The sequence below is a fragment of the Streptomyces sp. BBFR2 genome, assembly GCF_044497305.1.
Classification (GTDB): Bacteria; Actinomycetota; Actinomycetes; order Streptomycetales; family Streptomycetaceae; genus Streptomyces.
Map to the genome: position 1 here is coordinate 3,010,444 of NZ_CP172415.1, position 20,387 is coordinate 3,030,830.

Annotated in this window: 21 protein-coding genes and 1 tRNA gene; 11 read left to right on the forward strand and 11 right to left on the reverse strand. The window is 71.9% G+C overall.

Translation table 11 applies throughout. The features are described from left to right. The first annotated feature begins 14 nt into the window (after positions 1 to 14). The 3 genes from ACGH2B_RS11625 to ACGH2B_RS11635 all read left to right on the forward strand — a co-directional run bounded on the left by ACGH2B_RS11625 (position 15) and on the right by ACGH2B_RS11635 (position 1,752). Positions 15 to 473 (forward strand): phage holin family protein, encoded by a 459-nt coding sequence (locus tag ACGH2B_RS11625; RefSeq protein WP_399087722.1) that lies wholly within the window; start codon positions 15 to 17, stop codon positions 471 to 473. Further along, entirely contained in the window at positions 470 to 1,396 is a 927-nt protein-coding gene (locus ACGH2B_RS11630) for an alpha/beta fold hydrolase (RefSeq protein ID WP_399087724.1), read from the forward strand. The genes ACGH2B_RS11625 and ACGH2B_RS11630 overlap by 4 nt, the downstream gene beginning before the upstream one ends. Before the next feature lie 143 nt (positions 1,397 to 1,539). Continuing rightward, positions 1,540 to 1,752, forward strand: coding sequence for a hypothetical protein (locus ACGH2B_RS11635; RefSeq protein WP_399087726.1), 213 nt, complete (start codon positions 1,540 to 1,542; stop codon positions 1,750 to 1,752). 72 nt (positions 1,753 to 1,824) lie between these two features. Here the strand turns inward: ACGH2B_RS11635 and ACGH2B_RS11640 are convergent, their stop codons facing one another. The 3 genes from ACGH2B_RS11640 to nth form a co-directional block, all read right to left on the reverse strand. Continuing rightward, positions 1,825 to 3,024 carry a MarP family serine protease gene (locus ACGH2B_RS11640; RefSeq protein ID WP_399087728.1) on the reverse strand — a complete coding sequence of 400 codons (1,200 nt, stop codon included), beginning with the start codon at positions 3,022 to 3,024 and terminating at the stop codon, positions 1,825 to 1,827. A gap of 13 nt (positions 3,025 to 3,037) precedes the next feature. Beyond that, the gene (locus tag ACGH2B_RS11645) at positions 3,038 to 3,871 is read right to left on the reverse strand and encodes an NUDIX hydrolase (RefSeq protein WP_399087730.1); all 834 of its coding nucleotides are present in this window, start codon (positions 3,869 to 3,871) and stop codon (positions 3,038 to 3,040) included. Positions 3,872 to 3,982: 111 nt separating this feature from the next. Next, positions 3,983 to 5,035, reverse strand: coding sequence for an endonuclease III (gene nth, locus ACGH2B_RS11650; RefSeq protein ID WP_399087732.1), 1,053 nt, complete (start codon positions 5,033 to 5,035; stop codon positions 3,983 to 3,985). Positions 5,036 to 5,474: 439 nt separating this feature from the next. On the opposite strand from nth, the gene ACGH2B_RS11655 reads away from it, so the two are divergent. After that, the gene (locus tag ACGH2B_RS11655; protein WP_006604164.1) at positions 5,475 to 6,149 is read left to right on the forward strand and encodes a Crp/Fnr family transcriptional regulator; all 675 of its coding nucleotides are present in this window, start codon (positions 5,475 to 5,477) and stop codon (positions 6,147 to 6,149) included. A 206-nt stretch (positions 6,150 to 6,355) separates the two neighbouring features. Then, complete coding sequence (locus ACGH2B_RS11660; protein ID WP_399087734.1) at positions 6,356 to 7,168, forward strand: nucleotidyltransferase; 813 nt, start codon at positions 6,356 to 6,358, stop codon at positions 7,166 to 7,168. Positions 7,169 to 7,186: 18 nt separating this feature from the next. Here ACGH2B_RS11660 and ACGH2B_RS11665 read toward each other — a convergent pair whose 3' ends face one another. The 6 genes from ACGH2B_RS11665 to ACGH2B_RS11690 form a co-directional block, all read right to left on the reverse strand. Further along, the gene (locus tag ACGH2B_RS11665) at positions 7,187 to 8,017 is read right to left on the reverse strand and encodes an MBL fold metallo-hydrolase (protein ID WP_399087736.1); all 831 of its coding nucleotides are present in this window, start codon (positions 8,015 to 8,017) and stop codon (positions 7,187 to 7,189) included. Then, entirely contained in the window at positions 8,014 to 8,916 is a 903-nt protein-coding gene (locus tag ACGH2B_RS11670; RefSeq protein WP_399087738.1) for an NUDIX hydrolase, read from the reverse strand. The genes ACGH2B_RS11665 and ACGH2B_RS11670 overlap by 4 nt, the downstream gene beginning before the upstream one ends. A gap of 136 nt (positions 8,917 to 9,052) precedes the next feature. After that, positions 9,053 to 9,517: a RidA family protein gene (locus tag ACGH2B_RS11675; protein WP_399087740.1), complete on the reverse strand. Its 465-nt coding sequence runs from the start codon at positions 9,515 to 9,517 to the stop codon at positions 9,053 to 9,055. Then, positions 9,514 to 9,672 (reverse strand): DUF4177 domain-containing protein, encoded by a 159-nt coding sequence (locus ACGH2B_RS11680; protein WP_003967454.1) that lies wholly within the window; start codon positions 9,670 to 9,672, stop codon positions 9,514 to 9,516. Before ACGH2B_RS11680 ends, ACGH2B_RS11675 begins: the two co-directional genes overlap by 4 nt. A 78-nt stretch (positions 9,673 to 9,750) precedes the next feature. Further along, complete coding sequence (locus ACGH2B_RS11685) at positions 9,751 to 9,894, reverse strand: hypothetical protein (RefSeq protein WP_399087742.1); 144 nt, start codon at positions 9,892 to 9,894, stop codon at positions 9,751 to 9,753. After that, positions 9,884 to 10,417, reverse strand: a complete 534-nt coding sequence (locus ACGH2B_RS11690) for a hypothetical protein (RefSeq protein WP_399087744.1) — start codon at positions 10,415 to 10,417, stop codon at positions 9,884 to 9,886. Before ACGH2B_RS11690 ends, ACGH2B_RS11685 begins: the two co-directional genes overlap by 11 nt. A 198-nt stretch (positions 10,418 to 10,615) precedes the next feature. Between ACGH2B_RS11690 and ACGH2B_RS11695 the strand changes: the two genes are divergently transcribed. Continuing rightward, a complete protein-coding gene (locus tag ACGH2B_RS11695) occupies positions 10,616 to 11,638 on the forward strand; it encodes an ArsA-related P-loop ATPase (RefSeq protein ID WP_399087746.1) in 1,023 nt (340 codons plus the stop codon). After that, positions 11,635 to 13,005: an ArsA family ATPase gene (locus ACGH2B_RS11700; protein WP_399087748.1), complete on the forward strand. Its 1,371-nt coding sequence runs from the start codon at positions 11,635 to 11,637 to the stop codon at positions 13,003 to 13,005. Before ACGH2B_RS11695 ends, ACGH2B_RS11700 begins: the two co-directional genes overlap by 4 nt. Before the next feature lie 196 nt (positions 13,006 to 13,201). Here the strand turns inward: ACGH2B_RS11700 and ACGH2B_RS11705 are convergent, their stop codons facing one another. Then, positions 13,202 to 13,543 (reverse strand): WhiB family transcriptional regulator, encoded by a 342-nt coding sequence (locus ACGH2B_RS11705; RefSeq protein WP_399087750.1) that lies wholly within the window; start codon positions 13,541 to 13,543, stop codon positions 13,202 to 13,204. Between the two features lie 395 nt (positions 13,544 to 13,938). Between ACGH2B_RS11705 and ACGH2B_RS11710 the strand changes: the two genes are divergently transcribed. Further along, a complete protein-coding gene (locus ACGH2B_RS11710) occupies positions 13,939 to 16,134 on the forward strand; it encodes a transglycosylase domain-containing protein (protein WP_399087752.1) in 2,196 nt (731 codons plus the stop codon). A 91-nt stretch (positions 16,135 to 16,225) separates the two neighbouring features. Here the strand turns inward: ACGH2B_RS11710 and ACGH2B_RS11715 are convergent, their stop codons facing one another. Then, the gene (locus ACGH2B_RS11715) at positions 16,226 to 16,690 is read right to left on the reverse strand and encodes a GatB/YqeY domain-containing protein (protein ID WP_399087754.1); all 465 of its coding nucleotides are present in this window, start codon (positions 16,688 to 16,690) and stop codon (positions 16,226 to 16,228) included. Between the two features lie 141 nt (positions 16,691 to 16,831). Between ACGH2B_RS11715 and ACGH2B_RS11720 the strand changes: the two genes are divergently transcribed. The 3 genes from ACGH2B_RS11720 (at position 16,832) to ACGH2B_RS11730 (ending at position 20,336) form a co-directional block, all read left to right on the forward strand. Next, positions 16,832 to 17,758 carry a metallophosphoesterase gene (locus ACGH2B_RS11720; protein WP_399087756.1) on the forward strand — a complete coding sequence of 309 codons (927 nt, stop codon included), beginning with the start codon at positions 16,832 to 16,834 and terminating at the stop codon, positions 17,756 to 17,758. A 107-nt stretch (positions 17,759 to 17,865) separates the two neighbouring features. After that, a tRNA-Pro gene (locus ACGH2B_RS11725) sits at positions 17,866 to 17,939 on the forward strand. 801 nt (positions 17,940 to 18,740) lie between these two features. Continuing rightward, positions 18,741 to 20,336 carry an aldehyde dehydrogenase family protein gene (locus tag ACGH2B_RS11730; protein WP_399087758.1) on the forward strand — a complete coding sequence of 532 codons (1,596 nt, stop codon included), beginning with the start codon at positions 18,741 to 18,743 and terminating at the stop codon, positions 20,334 to 20,336. The last annotated feature ends 51 nt before the right edge of the window (positions 20,337 to 20,387 follow it).

Sequence of the window (20,387 nt, forward strand, 5' to 3'; positions counted from 1 at the left end):
TAAGGGAGACGGCGATGAGTTCAGCCGACGACGGCGCAGACCGCAGCCTCGGCCAGTTGGTGGCGACGGCCACCGCCGAGTTGTCCGCACTCGTGCACGACGAGATCGCACTGGCCAAGGCCGAGCTGCGCATGGACGCGAAGCGGGCGGGCATCGGCGGCGCCGCCTTCATCGTCGCCGGGGTGCTGATGCTCTTCGCCCTGCCGGTGCTGAGCTTCGCCGCGGCGTACGGCATCCACAACCTCGGTCTGGGGCTCGCCTGGTCGTTCCTGATCGTCGGCGGCGCCTTCATCGTCATCGCACTGCTGCTGGCGCTGATCGCACTCGCCAAGATCAAGAAGATCAAGAAGCCGGAGAAGTCGATCGCCTCCGCCAAGCAGACCGCGGCCGTCCTCCAGAAGGCCAAGCCGCACCCGCGGCCGGAGCCCGTGGACCACCCGGTCCTGGAGTCCGTGACACGCACCTCGGCATGACGGTCCCCGACAGCACCGCACCGGTCGTACGCCCCGACGGACCCTGGACGCACCGGGACGTCGCGGCGAACGGCGCCCGGTTCCACATCGCGGAGATGGGCGACGGCCCGCTGGTGCTGCTGTTGCACGGCTTCCCGCAGTTCTGGTGGACCTGGCGGCACCAGCTACCGGTGCTCGCCGAGGCGGGCTACCGCGCCGTCGCGATGGACCTGCGCGGCGTCGGCGGCAGCGACCGCACCCCGCGCGGCTACGACCCGGCCAACCTCGCCCTCGACGTCACCGGCGTCATCCGCTCCCTCGGCGAGCCGGACGCCGCGCTCGTCGGCCACGACCTGGGCGGCTACCTCGCGTGGACGGCGGCGGTGATGCGGCCGAAGCTGGTGCGCCGCCTCGCCGTCGCCTCGATGCCGCACCCGCGGCTGTGGCGCCGCGCGATGCTCGCCGACGCCCGGCAGACCCGCCGCAGCGCCCACATCTGGGGCTTCCAGCGGCCGTGGCTGCCCGAGCGGGCGCTGGTCGCCGACGACGCCGCCCGGGTCGGCGAGATGCTCCACGACTGGTCCGGCCCGCAACCCCTCGACGAGGACGCCGTCACCGTCTACCGGCGGGCCATGGGCATCCCCTCGACCGCCCACTGCTCCATCGAGCCGTACCGCTGGATGGTCCGCTCCCTGGGCCGGCCCGACGGCCTCCAGTTCAACCGCCGGATGAAGCTGCCGGTACGCGTCCCGACCCTGCATCTGCACGGCTCGCTCGACCCGGTGATGCGCACCCGCACCGCCGCGGGCTCCGGCGCGTACGTCGAGGCCCCCTACCGCTGGCGGCTCTTCGACGGGCTCGGCCACTTCCCCCACGAGGAGGACCCGGTGGCGTTCTCCACGGAACTGGTCAACTGGCTCCGGGACCCCGAGCCGGACCGCTGACGGAGCCCGCCCCGGCCCTCGGAATCAGCCCGGCGAACCGGCGGGGAACGCGGCGGTGACAGGCGGCCAATTGCCTGGCGCATAGGCCGATTGGCGGGCCACGCGGCGGTTACGGACCTCGGGCCACGGGCAGAGTCGAGGGTATGGGCTGGACGCACGACTACCGTGACGTGGCACGCAACCGCCGCAGCAGTGCCGCTGCCGTGGGTACGCGGGACAGGGGCACCACCGACCTCCGGGCCGGCGGGCCCGCGGGTCCCCCGCACCCGGATTCCGCGCACCCGATGGGCATCCCCCGCATCCTGCGCCGCAGAGCGCGGTGGATGAGCGCGCGGTTGCGCCATCCCCGCGGCTGACACGGCGACGGCGGGCACCGCGCGGGGCTTCTCCCGCCGATACCCGCCGCCCGGTCGCGCAGCTCCGGTCGCTCAGATCGCGCAGCCCTCGGTGTCCACCGGGCGCCGGGCGCTCCGCCCCTTGACGACGTCCTCGTGGATCTCGCGGGCGGTCAGCGCGTAGCCGGTCTGCGCGTCGTCGAGGGACTTGGCGAACACCACGCCGTACACGTCACCCCGCGGGGTGAGCAGCGGTCCGCCGGAGTTGCCCTGCCGCACCGTCGCGTACAGCGAGTACACATCGCGGGCGACCGTGCCCCGGTGGTAGATGTCCGGGCCGTTGGCCTGGATGCGGCCGCGGATGCGGGCCGCGCGGACGTCGTAGCCGCCGTTCTCGGGGAAGCCCGCGACGATGGCGCTGTTGCCGCTCGCCGCGCCGGAGTCGGCGAACTTCAGCGCGGGCGCCCGCAGCGCGGGGACGTCGAGCACCGCGATGTCCCGCTCCCAGTCGTAGAGGACGACCTTGGCGTCGTAGGTGGCGCCCTCGCCGCCGATCTGCACGGTCGGTTCGGAGACGCCGCCGACGACGTGGGCGTTGGTCATCACGCGGTGCGGCGCGAAGACGAAACCGCTGCCCTCCAGGACCTTGCCGCAACTGGGCGCCGTCCCGACGACCTTGACGATGCTGCGCTTGGCCCGGCCGGAGACCGGGCTGTGCGCGAGCTGCGGGTCGGGGGCCGGGACGGAGGTGATCGGTTCGTTGGAGAACGGCGTGAAGACCTGCGGGAAGCCGTTCTGCGCGAGCACCGAGGAGAAGTCCGTGAACCACGTCGTCGCCTGCTGCGGCATCACCTGCGAGACGCCCAGCAGCACTTTGGAGTTGCGGACCTCCTTGCCGAGCGTCGGCAGCGACGTACCGGCCAGCGCGGAGCCGATCAGCCAGGCCACCAGCAGCATCGCCACGACGTTGACGAGCGCGCCGCCGGTGGCGTCCAGCGCTCTGGCCGGTGACCACGTGATGTGGCGGCGCAGCTTGTTGCCCAGATGGGTGGTGAGCGCCTGCCCGACGGAGGCACAGATGATGACGATGGCGACGGCGGCGATGGCCGCGAAGGTGCCGGGGGTGGCGTCGTCGGTGACCTCGTTCCAGATCACGGGCAGGACGTAGACCGCGATCAGGCCACCGCCGAGGAAGCCGAGCACGGACAGGATGCCGACGACGAAGCCTTGCCGATAGCCGACGATCGCGAACCACACGGCGGCGACCAGCAACAGGATGTCCAGGACGTTCACGCCGGACACCGTCTCACGCGCTCCGGTCGAGCGGGACCTGCTTCGTGCGGTCCCACGGAATCTCCCAGCCCGCGTAGTGCAGCAGGCGGTCGATCACACCGGCGGTGAAACCCCAGACCAGGGCCGACTCGACGAGGAACGCCGGGCCGGTGTGGCCGCGCGGATGGCGGGCCGTCACCCGGTGGGCCGGGTCCGTGAGATCCGCCACGGGAACGGTGAACACCCGGGCCGTCTCCGCCGCGTCGACCGCGCCGACCGGGCTGGGCTCGCGCCACCAGCCGAGCACCGGCGTCACCACGAAGCCGCTGACGGGGATGTAGAGCCGCGGCAGCACCCCGAAGACCTGCACGCCCGCCGGGTCGAGCCCGGTCTCCTCCTGGGCCTCCCGCAGCGCGGCCCGCACCGGACCGCTTCCTTCCGGATCGCCGTCCTCCGGGTCGAGCGCGCCCCCGGGGAACGAGGGCTGCCCGGCGTGCGAGCGCAGCGTCCCGGCGCGCTCCATCAGCAGCAGCTCCGGGCCACGGGCGCCCTGCCCGAAGAGGACCAGCACCGCGGACTGCCGGCCACCGCTCTTCGGCGGCAGGAAGCTGCTGAGCTGGTGCGGTTCGACGGTCTCGGCCGCGCGGACGACCGGATCCAGCCACTCGGGCAGCCCCTCGGTGCTCACCCGGGCCTGCGGGAGGCGCCCGGCACTCCCGGGCGCGGCGGTGGCCGGGGCCCCGGGCGCGGCCGCGCCGTCCCCGTGCGGCTCCGGTCCGCCCCGCGCCGCCGCGCCCCCGGCGGACCGCTGCGCCGCGGCCCGCCCGTCGCCGGTCCGCTCGCCGTACTGCTCCCGTGCACTCGTCATACGCGCCCCCTCAAGGCCCTGGTTCGGTGTGCGGCGCCCGGGGCGGGGCCTCGCGGCCCGTCCCGGGGGCCGCCGGTGCGGCCCGTACCGCCGAAGCGGCCGGGGCCGGTGTCATGAGGCCGGGGCCCCCAGCGGGGGCGCGGGCCTGCCGGGATATCCGGCGGGCGGGTTGAGCCGCTGTCCCGGCTGCCCGCCCAGTTCGTACTTGAGCAGCTTCTTCGCCTTCTCCGGGTCGGTCTCGCCCTCGCCGTACGACGGGCAGAGCGGGGCGATGCCGCAGGCGCCGCAGGCGGGTTTACGGGAGTGGCAGACGCGGCGGCCGTGGAAGACGACGCGGTGCGAGAGCATCGTCCACTCGCTCTTGGGGAAGAGCGCGGCGACGTCCGCCTCGACCTTCTCCGGGTCCTCCTGCGTGGTCCAGCCGAAGCGGCGCGACAGGCGGCCGAAGTGGGTGTCGACGGTGATACCGGGGACGCCGAAGGCGTTGCCGAGCACGACGTTGGCGGTCTTGCGGCCGACGCCGGGCAGCGTGACCAGGTCCTCAAGCCGGCCGGGCACCTCGCCGCCGAAGCGGTCGCGCAGCGCCGCCGACAGGCCGAGCAGCGACCTCGCCTTGGCCCGGAAGAAGCCCGTCGGCCGGATCAGCTCCTCCAGCCGCTCCGGGTCCATCGCCGCCATGTCCTCCGGTGTGGGGCAGGCGGCGAAGAGGGCCGGGGTGGTCTGGTTGACCCGCAGGTCGGTGGTCTGCGCGGAGAGCACCGTCGCGACCAGCAGCTCGAAGGGGTTGGTGAAGTCCAGCTCCGGATGGGCGTACGGATACAGCTCGGCCAGCTCACGGTTGATCCGCCGGGCCCGGCGCACCAGCGCGACGTGCGACTCGGGCTTCCGGGCGGGAGCCTTCGCGGCGGTCTTCGCGGTGGCGGTCTTCTTGGCGGTCGCCTTCTTCGCGGTCGCCTTCTTGGCGGTTGTCTTCTTCGTGACGGTCTTCTCGGCGGCGGTCGTGGTCGTCTTCTTGGCTGTCGCCTTCTTCGCCACGGTCTTCTTCGCCGTGGTCTTCTTCGCGGCCGCCTTCTTGACCGCCGCTCGCGACGTGGCCGCCTCCGCGCCGTTCCGCCCGGCCGGGGGTGCGGTCTGTTCCGTCGTCTTCGCTGGGGTGTGTTTCACGCGGCCCTCTTCCGTACCGACTTGCGCCGTGCCGACTTCCGTACCGGGTCCGCCGCCGGCCGCCTCGCGGAGTGCGTCGCACCGGGGGCGTGCGGCGTCCGCGCCGCCCTGCGCGCGGGTGGCGGCGGGAGCGGCGATTTGGTGCTTACCTTCGCTTCCGGGGCATTCACGGACGGGCGTTCGCCCAGAGCGGAATCGCGTTCGGCGGTCACTCGCTCAGCCCCCTCGTCCCGTGCTCTCACCGGCGTGTTGGACACTCGGCCAGACTACGGCCACCCACCGACATCCGACTCGATCACCGGTTTTCACCACCCCGATCGGCCCCCTGGCGTAGGGCTCGGGCCGGCGGTCCGGCAAACTTGTGATTGATCGCACTGTTTTGCATTCCGGCATGATGGGGACCACAGTCCTCCGGAGCATGTCGACAAGGAGAGATCTCGTGGACGACGTTCTGCGGCGCGCACCGCTCTTCGCGGCGCTCGACGATGAGCAGGCGGCGGAGCTGCGCGCCTCAATGGGAGAGGTCACGCTCGCTCGCGGCGACGCCCTGTTCCACGAAGGGGACCCCGGCGACCGCCTGTACGTGGTCACCGAGGGCAAGGTGAAGCTGCACCGCACCTCCCCGGACGGCCGCGAGAACATGCTCGCCGTCCTCGGCCCCGGCGAGCTGATCGGTGAGCTGTCGCTCTTCGACCCGGGCCCGCGTACCGCCACCGCCTCCGCCCTCACCGAGGTCAAGCTCCTCGGCCTGGGCCACGGCGACCTCCAGCCGTGGCTGAACGCCCGGCCCGAGGTGGCCACCGCCCTGCTGCGCGCCGTCGCCCGGCGCCTGCGCAAGACCAACGACCAGATGTCCGACCTGGTCTTCTCGGACGTTCCCGGCCGCGTGGCCCGCGCCCTGCTGGACCTGTCGCGCCGCTTCGGCGTGCAGTCCGAGGAGGGCATCCACGTCGTCCACGACCTGACGCAGGAGGAGCTGGCCCAGTTGGTGGGCGCCTCCCGCGAGACGGTCAACAAGGCCCTCGCCGACTTCGCGGGCCGCGGCTGGCTGCGCCTGGAGGCGCGCGCCGTGATCCTCCTCGACGTCGAGCGGCTGGCGAAGCGCTCCCGCTGACCCCCGGGCGCCGCCCCCGCGGCGGCGCCCCGCTCCCGGCCCGTACGGCGCCGCGGAGCCGTCATGCCATGCCCGGGGCCGTCCGGCCCCCGGGAGCCGCCTGAGCGGCCACGTACGGCGCCTCCTTGGGCATGTACGCGCCCAGCCCGCGCCTCCGCACGCGAAATCCGATGGCTCGTGCCCGGACGCGTCGTCATGCTGGCGCCATGAGCGACTCCACCGGGCCGGGGCTCGACCAGGACGGCTACTTCCTCCGGGAAGGCGCGCTCGCGCGGATCACCGAGGAGTTCGTCCCCGTGGCGGCGGCCGCGCGGGAGTGGAGCGAGGCGCGCTTCGGCGCCCGGCTGCACAGCACGTACCTCTACGGCAGCATCCCGCGCGGCACCGCCGTCCCCGGGGTCTCCGACCTCGACCTGCTGCTCGCGCTCCACGGGGCGCCCACCCCGGACGACCACACCGCCGCCGGCGCCCTGGGCGCGGAACTCGACGCGGCCTTTCCGCAGATCGACGGCGCGGGCATCCTGATCGACGGAGTGGAGCGGCTGCTCAGCGCGCGGGAGCGGTACGACCTGGGCTGGTTCGTGGCCTGCCTGTGCACCCCGCTCGCCGGGCCCGATCTGGCCGACCGGCTGCCCCGTTACCGCCCGACCTCACTGCTGGCCCGGGAGACCAACGGGGACCTCTTCCGGCTGCTGCCGGGGATGCGCGAGCGCGCGGCGGCGGCGCGTACGGAGGAGGAGCGGCGGCGGCTGACCCGGGGTGAGAGCCGGCGTCTGGTGCGTACCGGCTTCACGCTGGTGATGCCGCGGTGGGGCGGCTGGACCAGCGAGCTGACCGAGATGGCCGAGGTGTTCGGCCGCTACTACCCGGCGCGCGCCGAGCAGATGCGCGCCGCCGCCCGAGCCGCCCGCGCGCCGGCGGAGCACCCCGCGCTGCTCGACGAACTGCTGGCCGGTCTCGCGCCCTGGCTGGCCGACGAGTATCTGGCCGTGCACGGCCCGAAGGCGCCCCGCCCCTGAGCGGCGCGCCCCGGGCGCTCAGATCAGCCCGTGCTCCCCCAGGTACTCCAACTGCGCCCGTACGGACAGTTCGGCGGCGGGCCACAGGGAGCGGTCGACGTCGGCGTAGACCGCGGCGACGACCTCGGACGCCGTGCGGTGGCCGTTCTCGACGGCGGTCTCCACCTGGGCGAGCCGGTTGGCGCGGTGCGCCAGGTAGAACTCCACCGCGCCCTGGGCGTCGTCCATGACCGGGCCGTGCCCGGGGAGCACCGTCGTCACCCCGTCGTCGATGGTCAGCGAGCGGAGGCGGCGCAGCGAGTCCAGGTAGTCGCCGAGCCGCCCGTCGGGGTGGGCGACCATCGTGGTGCCGCGCCCCAGGACGGTGTCGCCGGTCAGGACGGCGGCGTCGGCGGGCAGATGGAACGAGAGCGAGTCGGCGGTGTGCCCGGGGGTGGGCACGACACGCAGCTCCAGGCCGCCGGTGGTGATCACATCGCCGGCGCCCAGCCCCTCGTCCCCCAGGCGCAGCGCCGGGTCCAGGGCGCGGACGGCCGTGCCGGTCAGCTCGGCGAAGCGGGCCGCGCCCTCGGCGTGATCGGGGTGCCCATGGGTGAGCAGGGTCAGCGCGACCCGTTTCCCGGCCTGTTCGGTGGCGTCGATGACGGCCCGCAGGTGGCCCTCGTCGAGCGGTCCGGGGTCGATGGCGACGGCCGACGAGGAGCCGGGCTCGGCGACGATCCAGGTGTTGGTGCCGTCCAGGGTCATCGCCGATGGGTTGGGTGCCAGGACGCACCGGGCGCGCTCGGTGGCCGGTCCGGAGACCACCGCGCCCCGGGGCTGGCCGGGCAGGGCTGCCGCGTTCGTCATACCGGGTCTCCGTCCGTGGCGCCGTCGGGGCCCGCCCCGCCCGGTGCGATGTGCTTGGTGAACTCCTCGTGCCCCGGCCAGGTCAGCTCGATCTCGCCGCCGCGCAGCCGGGCGCGGGCCAGTACCGGCGTCAGATCGCACCGCCCGGACGCCTCCAGGACGGCGGCGGCGGACCCGTACGGCTCCAGGGCACGCAGAGTGGCGAGGGTCGGCGGCATCATCAGCAGGTCGCCGCGTTCGTATCCGGCGATGGCATCGGCCGGACGGGTCCACACGGTGCGGTCCGCCTCCGTGGAGGCATTACGGGTGCGCTGCCCCTCAGGGAGCGCGGCGACGAAGAACCACGTGTCGTAGCGGCGCGGTTCGAACTCGGGGGTGATCCAGCGGGCCCAGGCGCCCAGCAGGTCGGAGCGGAGCACCAGCCCGTGGCGGCCGAGGAAGTCGGCGAAGGAGAGTTCATGGGCGACGAGGGCGGCGCGGCCGGCCTCCCAGTCGTCGCCGGTGGTGTCCGCGACGACGGTCGTCGCCGAGGGGCCCGCGAGCAGCACCCCGGACTCCTCGAACGTCTCGCGTACGGCGGCGCAGACGACGGACTGCGCGGTGGCCTCATCGACGCCGAGCCGCGCGGCCCACGCGGCGCGCGAGGGCCCGGCCCAGGCGACCGGCCCTTCGTCGCGCGGGTCCACGGAGCCGCCCGGATAGGCGTACGCGCCTCCGGCGAAGGCCATGGAGGCGCGTCTGCGCAGCATGTGCACGGTGGGCCCGCCGTCGCCGTCCCGCAGCAGCAGGACGGTCGCGGCCCGCCGGGGCTCGGCGGGGGTCAGCTCGCCGTTCACGAGCGCCCGGATGAGGTCCGGCCACTCCGGCGGGTACCACTGGCCATTGGTCGTCGACGACATGGCCGGATGCTATGCGCTCACGCGCGGATGTTCGAGGGGCCCTTTCCGGCACCCCGTGTGCGGTCTTCCGGGCCCGTACGATGTCCGGCCCGCGCCGGGGGATCGGCGCGGGCCGGACAACCGGCTCACGGGACCGCTACTCCGCGATCTCGACCTGGATCTCGACCTCGACGGGCGCGTCGACGGGCAGCACCGCCACGCCGACCGCGGACCGGGCGTGCACGCCCTTGTCGCCGAGGATCTCGCCGAGCAGCTCACTGGCGCCGTTGACGACCCCGGGCTGGCCGGTGAAGTCCGGCGCGGAGGCGACGAAGCCGACGACCTTCACGACCCGCTGGATCCGGTCCAGGTCGCCGAGGACGGACTTCACCGCGGCCAGCGCGTTGAGCGCGCAGACCGCGGCCAGTTCCTTGGCCGCCTCGGGCGTGACCTCGGCGCCGACCTTGCCGGTGGCGGGCAGGGCGCCGTCCACCATGGGGAGCTGGCCGGAGGTGAAGATGTGGTTCCCGGAGCGCACCGCGGGCTGGTACGCGGCCAGCGGCGGCACGACCTCGGGGAGCTTCAGCCCCAGCTCCGCGATCCTCGCCTCGACGGCGCTCACGCCTTCTCCCGCTTCAGGTAGGCCACCAACTGCTCGGGGTTGTTCGGGCCCGGAACGACCTGGACCAGCTCCCAGCCGTCCTCGCCCCAGGTGTCCAGAATCTGCTTCGTCGCGTGTACGAGAAGCGGCACGGTCGCGTATTCCCACTTGGTCATGGAGCGAGCGTAATGCCTGCCGGGACGGCCTCTCACGCCGCCGCCCCCGGCGTCCGGTCACCACCGGGAAGGGCAAGGTCAGACGACCGGAGCGCGCCCTTCCTCCGCTTCCCCGCCGTCCGCCGTCCGGCTCCTGCGGCGCTCCAGGTATTCGACGAGGGGAACGGCCCCCGCCAGCACTCCGACGAACGCGGCGAACCACTGCCACGAATCACCGATCACCCCCCCAGAAATTCCCTTCCCCCTCGATATCGAGATCCTGCTCGATGGGGGAAGTCTCCGCCAGCACCTCGCGGGTACCCTCGTAATACGCGGTGAGGGTGAGCGTGACGGTCGCCTTTCCGGCTTCCGGTGTGGCGATCGTCCAGTTCCATTCCGCGGAGTCCTGCGGGGTGAGCACCGGCTGGCGTTCCGAGGAATTCGCGGTGCAGGCGATACGGCTGCCGGCGCAGCGCAGCCTGGCTCCCATGAGCGCGCCGACCCGTACGTCCCCGGTCCCGCCCGGGGAGGGCGCCCCGGCGGGACGCCGGGCCCGGGCGCCCTCCACCGTGAGCCGGAAGGACTGGATCCCCCCTTCCGCCGCTTTCCGCAGAACGGTGTACCGGAAAGACCCCTCGAACAATCCCTTACGCGCGCTGACGATGGTGCTCCGGTAACCACCGGGAAGGGACGGGGAATCCCTCCTGAAATCGACGAGAAGAAAATGGATCAGTACGAAAATACCGGCGATGAGCACCGCCAGCACGACCGTACACTTTCTCGCCCTCATGGAAATTCCCCCCCTGTTACGGAACGTCCAATATTTTAAGGCGTCCGACATCCCGCCGCGCCCTGTTCAGGTATTTCCCCGGGTCCGTCGGCCCATCCCCTAGGGAACATCCCGGGGACGGATCCGGGGTCGTCCCGTGCGTAGCCGCGGCGGGGACTGGTTAGGCTCCTTGACGTGAGCAGGCTCCATGTCGTCAGCGGCAAGGGCGGCACCGGCAAGACCACGGTCGCCGCTGCACTCGCCCTTGCCCTGGCCACCGAAGGCCGCCGGACCCTCCTGGTCGAGGTCGAGGGCCGGCAGGGCATCGCCCAGGTCTTCGAGACCGAGGCGCTGCCGTACGAGGAACGCAAGATCGCCGTGGCGCCGGGGCCGGACGGCGCGTCGGCCGGTGACGCGGCCCGCGGCGGGCGCCGCCCCGGCGAGGTGCACGCCCTCGCCATCGACGCCGAGCGCGCGCTGCTGGACTACCTCCAGATGTTCTACAAACTCGGCAGCGCCGGCCGCGCCCTGAAGAAGCTCGGCGCGATCGACTTCGCCACCACCATCGCCCCGGGCCTGCGGGACGTCCTGCTGACCGGCAAGGCGTGCGAGGCGGTGCGCCGCAAGGACAAGCAGGGCCGGTACGTCTACGACGCGGTGGTGATGGACGCCCCGCCCACCGGCCGCATCACCCGCTTCCTGAACGTCAACGACGAGGTCGCGGGCCTGGCCAAGATGGGCCCGATCCACAATCAGGCCCAGGCCGTCATGCGGGTGCTGAAGTCCCCCGAGACCGCGGTGCACATGGTGACGCTCCTGGAGGAGATGCCGGTCCAGGAGACCGCGGACGGCATCGCGGAGCTGCGCGCCGCCGGGCTCCCGGTCGGCGGCGTCGTCATCAACATGACCCGCCCCGCCGTGCTCGGTACCGGCGATCTCGACATCGCCGCCCGCGGCGCCCGCGCGGGCGTCGCCAAGGCGCTCTCCCAGGCGGGGCTGGGCGGGGCGCGCCGCGGCGGGCTGGCCGAGCGGCTGATCGACCCGCTGCTGGAGCAGGCGCGCGAGCACGCCGAGCGCGTCGATCTGGAGCGCGCCGAGCACGCCGAGCTGACCGCTCTCGGCCTGCCCACCTACGAGTTGGAGCTGCTCCCCGAGGGAGTGGACCTCGCCGGTCTCTACCGCCTGGCGAGAGACCTGCGGAGACAGGGGCCCATATGACCGCCGACGATCCGACGCTGGACGCCCCGGCCCCGTGGCTGGAGGTCGACGCGCTGCTCGACGACCCGGCCACCCGCATCGTGGTGTGCTGCGGCTCCGGCGGTGTCGGCAAGACCACCACGGCCGCGGCGCTGGGCGTGCGCGCCGCGGAGCGCGGGCGCCGGGCCGTCGTCCTGACCATCGACCCGGCCCGGCGGCTCGCCCAGTCCATGGGGATCTCCGAGCTGGACAACGTTCCCCGTCAGGTCAAGGGCGTCGACGGCGCGGCCGGTGGCGAGCTGCACGCGATGATGCTGGACATGAAGCGCACCTTCGACGAGATCGTCGAGGGCCACGCGGACGCCACCCGGGCCCGCGCCATCCTGGAGAACCCCTTCTACCAGTCCCTGTCGGCCGGTTTCGCGGGCACGCAGGAGTACATGGCCATGGAGAAGCTCGGCCAGCTCCGCGCCCGCGACGAGTGGGACCTGATCATCGTCGACACCCCGCCCAGCCGCTCCGCGCTGGACTTCCTGGACGCGCCCAAGCGCCTCGGGTCGTTCCTGGACGGCAAGTTCATCCGGGTGCTGATGGCCCCGGCGAAGGTCGGCGGCCGGGCCGGGATGAAGTTCCTCAACGCCGGGATGTCGATGATGACCGGCACGCTCAGCAAGCTGATGGGCGGTCAACTGCTGCGTGATGTGCAGACGTTCGTCGCCGCGATGGACACGATGTTCGGCGGTTTCCGTACCCGCGCGGACGCCACGTACCGGCTGCTCCAGGCCCCCGGCACGGCGTTCCTGGTGGTCGCGGCCCCGGAGCGGGACGCGCTGCGGGAGGCGGCGTACTTCGTCGAGCGGCTGGCGGCCGAGCGGATGCCGCTGGCCGGTCTCGTGCTGAACCGCGTGCACGGCAGTGGCGCGGCGACGCTGAGCGCGGAGCGGGCACTGGCCGCCGCCGAGACGCTGACGGACTGCGCCGGGGAGGACGGCGGGGAGGCATCGGAGGGCGGCGCGGAGCCCGCCGCTCCCTCCGGGGCGGCCCCGGAAGCGGCGGAAAATCTTGGCGCGGACGGCATTGTGGATCAGGGCGACGGGAAGGCTGCTTCCGGTACCGCCGACGGCCCCTCTCCCGCCCCGGCGGCGCCTCCCGCATCTCCCACGGTCTCCGCCGAACACCTCGCGGCCGGTCTCCTGCGCCTGCACGCCGAGCGCATGCAGGTCCTCGACCGTGAACGCCGCACGCGGGATCGTTTCACCGCGCTGCATCCGGAGGTCCCGGTCGCCGAGATCGCCGCACTCCCCGGTGACGTCCACGACCTCGACGGTCTGCGGCTGATCGGCGACCGCCTCGCCCTCGACCCCACGCACACCGACGCTCCCGACTGACGCCACTTCGCCGGCCGCTACCCCGAGCGCGGCTCAGAGGTTCGGCCTGCCGCATCGGCTCTTCGCACCCGGCGCGTTGCCGCAGTAGGGGCAGGTCGGACGTACTACCGGTGCGTGCACTCGCGACCCGGCTCGTGTCCTGAGGCGTCCCGACGCGTCGCCCGCGTCGCCGGTCCGGTTCCCCCGGGCGGATCGGTCAGCTGACCGCCGCGTAGGTGTCGCAGCTCTCGTCGTCGCACTCCACGGGCAGCATGCCGGTGCTGCGCTCGTACTCCGTGCGCGCCGTCTCCAGCAGACGCCGCCAGGACGTCACGGTCGGACGGCGGCGCAGCAGCGCACGGCGCTCGCGCTCGGTCATGCCGCCCCAGACGCCGAACTCCACCCGGTTGTCCAGGGCATCGGCGAGGCATTCGGTGCGTACCGGACAGCCGGTGCACACGGCCTTGGCCCGGTTCTGGGCCGCCCCCTGGACGAAGAGTTCGTCCGGGTCGGTGGTGCGGCAGGCTGCTTGTGCGTTCCAGTCGGTTACCCAGCTCATGCTGGCGCCGTCCTCTCCCGAATCGAGGCTCCCCCACGGCGGCAAACGGCATATTCACCGTCGCCAGTTGAGGACGTTACGGAAGGCAGGCAGGGCGCAACACCCCCTTCGGGCCCAATCTTGAATGGTCCTAACGGACTATGCGTACGCGGCAGATCACCCAACGGAGTGAGCGAGCGGCATACATCGCTTTTCTCGCATCGCGGGGCAGGTCGCCGGGTACATACCGGAATTCCGGCGATACGAGCGGATGTTCGGGGCGCGGCCTCGTGCGCGGGCGGACGGAAGGGGAAGGACGGGCACGCTGGGGCGGGAAGCTCCGCTGTGACAGATGTGAAACAGCGTAGGCGAACAGTTGCGCCCCTGTCCGGCGATTGAGAACGTAGGGTGCCCTCATGGGTAAGAAGCGCGACGGCAGTGGTCTGAGCAAGACCCAGCAGGCCGCGAGATTCCTGGGCGTCAGCGTGCTGGCCGGAGCCGTTCTCGCGGGTCTCGCCCTCCCCGCCGCCGGAGCACTGGGCCTGACGGCCAAGGGCACCGTCGAAGGGTTCGACGAGATCCCCTCGGACCTCAAGGCGCCACCACTGAGCGAACGCACCATCGTCCAGGACGCCAACGGCACCGAGATCGCCAAGATCTACTCCCGTGACCGCACGGTCGTGGACCTCAAGGACATGTCGCCGTACATCCAGAAGGCGATCGTCGCGATCGAGGACGCCCGCTTCTACGAGCACGGCGCGGTCGACATGAAGGGCATCCTGCGCGCGGTCAACAAGAACGCGCAGTCCGGCGGGGTCTCCGAGGGCGCCTCGACGCTCACGCAGCAGTACGTGAAGAACGTCTTCATCGAGGAAGCCGGGAACGACCCCGACAAGGTCGCGCAGGCCACGCAGCAGACCATCGGCCGCAAGATCAAGGAACTGAAGTACGCGATCCAGGTGGAGAAGGAGCTCGGCAAGCGCAAGATCCTGCAGAACTACCTCAACATCACCTTCTTCGGACAGCAGGCGTACGGCGTCGAGGCCGCCAGCCAGCGGTACTTCAGCAAGTCCGCCAAGGATCTGAGCCTCGGGGAGTCGGCGCTGCTCGCCGGCCTCGTGCAGTCCCCGACGCGCTACGACCCGCTCAACAACCGCGACGAGGCCACCCGCCGCCGCAACACCGTGCTCCAGCGGATGGCCGACCTGAAGGACATCACGCAGGCGCAGGCCGACGAGGCGGCGAAGCAGCCGATCCGACTGGCCGTCAGCCGGCCCAAGAACGGCTGCATCACCGCGACCGACGGCGCCGGTTTCTTCTGCGACTACGTCCGTAACGTCTTCCTCAACGACAAGACGTTCGGCAAGACCGCCAAGGCCCGCGCGAAGCGGTGGAACCAGGGCGGGCTGACCATCCGCACCACCTTGGACCCGCAGACCCAGAAGTCCGTCCAGGCGTCGATAGGCGGTCACGTCTACAGCGACGACCAGGTCGCCAGCGCCGCGACCATCGTCGAGCCCGGCACCGGCAAGATCCTCGGCATGGGCCAGTCCCGCCCCTACGGGTTCGGCAAGAACGAGACGGTGATGAACCTCTCCGTCAACCACGACATGGGCGGCGGCGCCGGCTACCAGCCCGGTTCGACGTTCAAGCCGCTGGTCGCCGCCGCCGCGCTGGATCAGGGCATGAGCCCGTACCAGGAGTACTCGTCGCCGTACCGGATGCAGTACCCGAGCCCGGTGCAGACCTGCAACGGTGAGTGGCAGGGGCACGACGCGACGCAGAACGAGAACAAGTCGGAGGTCGGCCCGTACGCGATGAAGGAGGCGACCGCGAAGTCGGTCAACACCTACTTCGTGCAACTGATCAGCGATATGGGCATCTGCCCGGCGGTCAAGATGATCGACAAGCTGGGGATCGAGCGGGCCGACGGCAAGCCGATCCAGGAAGTGCCGTCGATGACGCTCGGCGTGCAGGAGATGTCGCCGCTGACCATGGCCGCGGCGTACGCCGCCTTCGCCAACAACGGCACGTACTGCACGCCCGTCGCGATCGCCTCGATCACCGACGCGAACGGCAAGCCGGTGCCCGTCCCGCAGACCGACTGCAAGCCGGCGATGTCCGAGAACACCGCCAAGACGATAAACGCCCTGCTCAAGGGCGTGGTCGAGGACGGTACGGGTAAGGAGGCCGGGCTTCAGGGCCGCGACAGCGCGGGTAAGACCGGCACCAGCGACAGCCGCTACGCCGCCTGGTTCGTGGGCTACACCCCGAACGCGGCGGGCGCCGTGTGGGTCGGCGACCCGATGCACAAGCGGAAGATGTTCAACATCACCATCGGCGGCACCTTCCACGACAAGGTCTACGGCGCCGACACCCCGGGCCCCATCTGGCGCGACGCGATGAACGGCGCCCTCGCCGGACGTCCGGCACCGGGCCTGCCGACCGTCCAGATCGACGACCCCGGCGACGACCGGCCGGCGGACGACGGCAAGGGCAAGGGGAAGGGGAAGCCGGGCAAGGGCAAGCCGGGGAAGCCGGGCAACGGCCACGGCAAGCCCGGCGGCGGCTGGCACTTCCCCGACATACTGGGCCGCCTCCAGCAGCACTGAGGCCGCGCGCGCACGCCGAAGGGGCGCCTTCCCACCAGGGAGGGCGCCCCTTCGGCGTGCGTCGGGGCGCGGTCGGACCGCGCGCTGACGCCTACTCCGCCAGCAGCTTCTTGACGACCGCGGCGACCCGGCCGCCGTCGGCCCGGCCCGCCACCTTCGGGTTGACGATCTTCATGACGGCGCCCATGGCACGCGGTCCCTCGGCGCCATGGCCCACGGCCTCCGCCACCGCGGCGGCCACCAGGCTCTCCAGCTCGTCGTCGGTCAGCGGCTTGGGCAGGTAGCCGGCGAGGACCTCGCCCTCGGCCCGCTCCCGCTCGGCCTGCTCACCGCGCCCGCCCTTGTCGAACGCCTCCGCGGCCTCGCGGCGCTTCTTCGCCTCCCGGCCGATGATCTTCTCGACCTCGGCATCGGACAGCTCGCGCGCTTCCTTGCCCGCGACCTCTTCCTTGTTGATGGCGGTCAGCGTGAGGCGGAGGGTCGAGGAGCGCAGCTCGTCGCGCGCCTTGATCGCGACGGTGAGGTCATCCTGGAGCTTGGACTTGAGCGTGGTCATGCCGTCGAGTATGCCCGCCCCCACCGGTGACCGCCGCGCCTTTTCCCCGGCACGCGCCCCGGCCCGCCCCCGTGAACAGCCGGAACGCCGTACGCCACCGGGCCCGCCGCTCCCGGCCCGCCGCTCTGCGACGATGGAACCATGCGCGCGCGATACGGAGTTCCCCTGTCCCTGACCGCAGTCGGCGCGGCCGGCCTGGCCTACGCCGCCGGCTTCGAGGTCCGCTCGTTCCGCCTGCGGCGCGTCACCGTGCCCGTACTGCCCCGCGGTATGCGGCCGTTGCGCGTCCTGCAGGTCTCCGACATCCACATGGTGAGTGGTCAGCGAAAGAAGCGGCACTGGCTGCAGTCGCTGGCCGGGCTCCGCCCCGACTTCGTGATCAACACCGGGGACAACCTCTCCGACCCCGAGGGCGTCCCCGAGGTCCTCGACGCCCTCGGCCCCCTGATGGAGTTCCCGGGCGCCTACGTCTTCGGCTCCAACGACTACTACGGCCCCAAGCTGCGCAACCCGGCCCGCTACCTGATCGAGAAGGTCCAGGGGCGCCACGGGCTGAACGGCAACGCGCCCGCCGTCGGCGTCGTCCACAACCCGTGGGAGGAGCTGCGCGACGCGTTCGACACCGCCGGGTGGGTCGGTCTGTCCAACACCCGCGGCCGCCTCAAGCTGGAGGGCATCGAGATCGCCCTGACCGGCCTGGACGACCCGCACATCAAACGGGACCGCTACGCCGAGGTGGCCGGCGGCCCCGAGTCCGGCGCCGATCTCTCCCTGGCCGTCGTCCACGCGCCGTACCTGCGCTCCCTGGACGCCTTCACCGCCGACGGCTATCCGCTGATCATCGCCGGGCACACCCACGGCGGTCAGCTCTGTATCCCCTTCTACGGGGCGCTCGTCACCAACTGCGATCTCGACACCGACCGGGTGAAGGGCCTGTCCACCCACACCACCGACGGCCGGACGTCCTTCCTGCACGTCTCCGCGGGCTGCGGCACGAACCGCTACACCCCGGTCCGCTTCGCCTGCCCGCCCGAGGCGACTCTCCTCACGCTCACCGCCAAGGAGTGACCCGCCGCGCCTCGCCCGGCAGGCCCCGGGCGAGGCGCTCCGCGCTCGGCTCCCGGGAGCGGATTTCACCTCTGGGGATCAGTCCGCTAAAGTAGAGCTCGTTGCTTCGGGGTGTAGCGCAGCTTGGCAGCGCGCCTCGTTCGGGACGAGGAGGTCGTGGGTTCAAATCCCGCCACCCCGACTGAAGGAACAGATCAGGGGCCTGATCCGCGAAAGCGGGTCAGGCCCCTGACGCATTTCCGGTGACCGTCCGGGAGGAATCCCGGAAAAGGTCTCGCTCCGCCCCTCTTGGCGAGGCGATCGGGCGAGTGTGGCGTATGTCTCATGCGGGCTTTCCGGGGCTCTTCCGGGTTTCCGTGGGGTGCACGGGTGGAGTCGCGGATACATACGGCGGTCCGAGCCGGCAATGCGGCTGCCGTGTTCGGACGCCACGGGTCCGAGCGGGCGGCGACCACTGTGCGGGACGCCGGCTGCTGTGTGGCCGTGTGGCTTCTGTCGTTGCCCCCCGAAGGGCGGGGAGGGGAGGCATTCGACGTGTCCGCACCGATGGGGCGGGCGTTCGGTCAGATCCGCGAGTCGGTGCCGAATTCCCTTTCTCCATAAGGGAGTTCTCGACAAAAACGCTGCGGACACTCTCCGGCTTCGCAACGCGCGTCATCACCTCTGGTACGGAAATCCGGCCAGAATTCCATCTGTTGCCGTAGCGGGATCATCCGGCAGTAATCGGCGTAAGGGGTTGCCGAGGGCCTTTCGGTGGGGCGCCGGCGTCTTTCGCCGAACAGGCGTCCAGTCTGTGAAATGGGCTAGTGATATTTCCCGTCAACAGTTCTAGGGTGATCAGCGCGGTGGCCGGCCTTGGTGGCGGCTCATCCATGCTGACCAGGCCATCTGTGCGGCCTGAGGCGCGCGGACCGCAGCAGAACAATTCCCCCGTAATCGCCGCCGGGCACAGCCCTTGCGGCACTCCGCCAAGGAGTGGGTCATGCGCACTTATCGAGTCCATATCGCGGGCGAGGAACTCGACGGCAAAGGGTTCGTCCACGTTCCGAATGCCTCGGCCCTCCTCACCGATCCGCTGTCCGTACTGACGCGCAAGGGCGAACTGGACGCCGGGGGGAATCCCGCGGACCAGGAGCCCGCCATGGCGGGCCGTGTCGCGCTGGCCACCGATGAGCAGATACATCAGGCGCTCCGCGCCGCCCGCGAGGCGCAGCCGGTCTGGGCGGCGGCCCCGCTGGCGCGGCGCATCTCCCTGATGGCCGCCTTCCGCCAGGCCGTTCTCGACAACTTCGACGAGCTGGTCGAACTGCTCGGTCAGGAGGGCCACCCGCCGCGGCTGGCCCGCTGGGAGCTGTCGGGCATCGTCAACTCCGCCGCTCCCGAGAGCCTGGAGCGGCTGTCCTCGCTGATGGAGAGCCGGGGCACGAGCGGTGACCGGGAGATCCGGCTGGTGCGCAAGGCCGACGGGGTGGTCTGCCTCAGCCCGCCGAAGAACGCGGCACTGAGCAACGGCTGCATGGGGCTGTGGGCCCTGGTCGCGGGCAACGCGCTCGTCGTGGGCGCCCCGCGCAGCGCGCCCCTCGGCGTCGCCCACATCTACCAGCGCATCGTCGCGCCGATCCTGGAGTCGCTCGGCGCCCCGCCCGGTGTCCTCAGCGTGGTGTGCGCCCCCACCGTCTCCCTGCTCTCCACCTGGCTGGAGAGCGATGACGTCGACGACATCTACTACTTCGGCTCCGCCGAGCGCGGGCGTCAGGTCGGTATCGACTGCTTCACCCGCGGCAAGAAGCCCGTCCTGGAACTGTCCGGCAACGACGGCGCCCTCGTCTGGCGGGACGCCGAGACCGACCTGGCCGCCCGCGCGCTGGCCGAGTGCTTCCACGGCGCCGGGCAGATCTGCATGGTCCCCCGCTACGCCCTCGCGCACCCCGACATCGCCGACCAACTCATCGGGCGCCTGGCCGACGAGGCCCGCGCGGTACGCCCCGGTCTCCCCGACGATCCCGAGGTCGTGACCAGCCCCGTGCTGCGTAAGGAGGAGTTCCTGGCCGCGGTGCGGCAGTGCACCGACGCCGGCGCCACCCTCGTCACGGGCGGGTACATGACGGGGCTCGACGGCAGCCCCGACCCTGACGGCTTCTTCGCCGCGCCCACCGTGGTGCGTATCGACGGCCTCGCGGCCGCGCGGGAGTTGACGGCTGTCACGGAGGAGACGTTCTTCCCTCTGATGTGCGTGGTGGTGCCGACGCCGGAGGAGGCCGCCGCGGAGACGCCGTTGCTCGACCAGGCGCTCGGCTTCCTCAACCGGAACGCCTACGGGCTGCGGAACTCCCTGTGGGCGCAGGACCCCGAGGTCATCGAGGAGGTCGTCAGCCGGTTGTCCAACGGCGGTCTGCTGAAGATCAACGACTCGCACACCGGTTTCGTCCCCCAGTTGCCCACCCATGGCGGCACCGGCCTGACCAGCGGTCCGTTCGGGGAAGGCGCCCTGCCCAGCCTGCACACCAGCCATCTGCAGGGCATCAGCATCGCCACCGGGGTCAGCCCCCGTTCGGCCGTCTTCGACCTCGGCGTCTGACGAGGCCCGCCGTCCCGGTCCGTGCCCGGCCTTTTCGGGGCCCGGCCACGG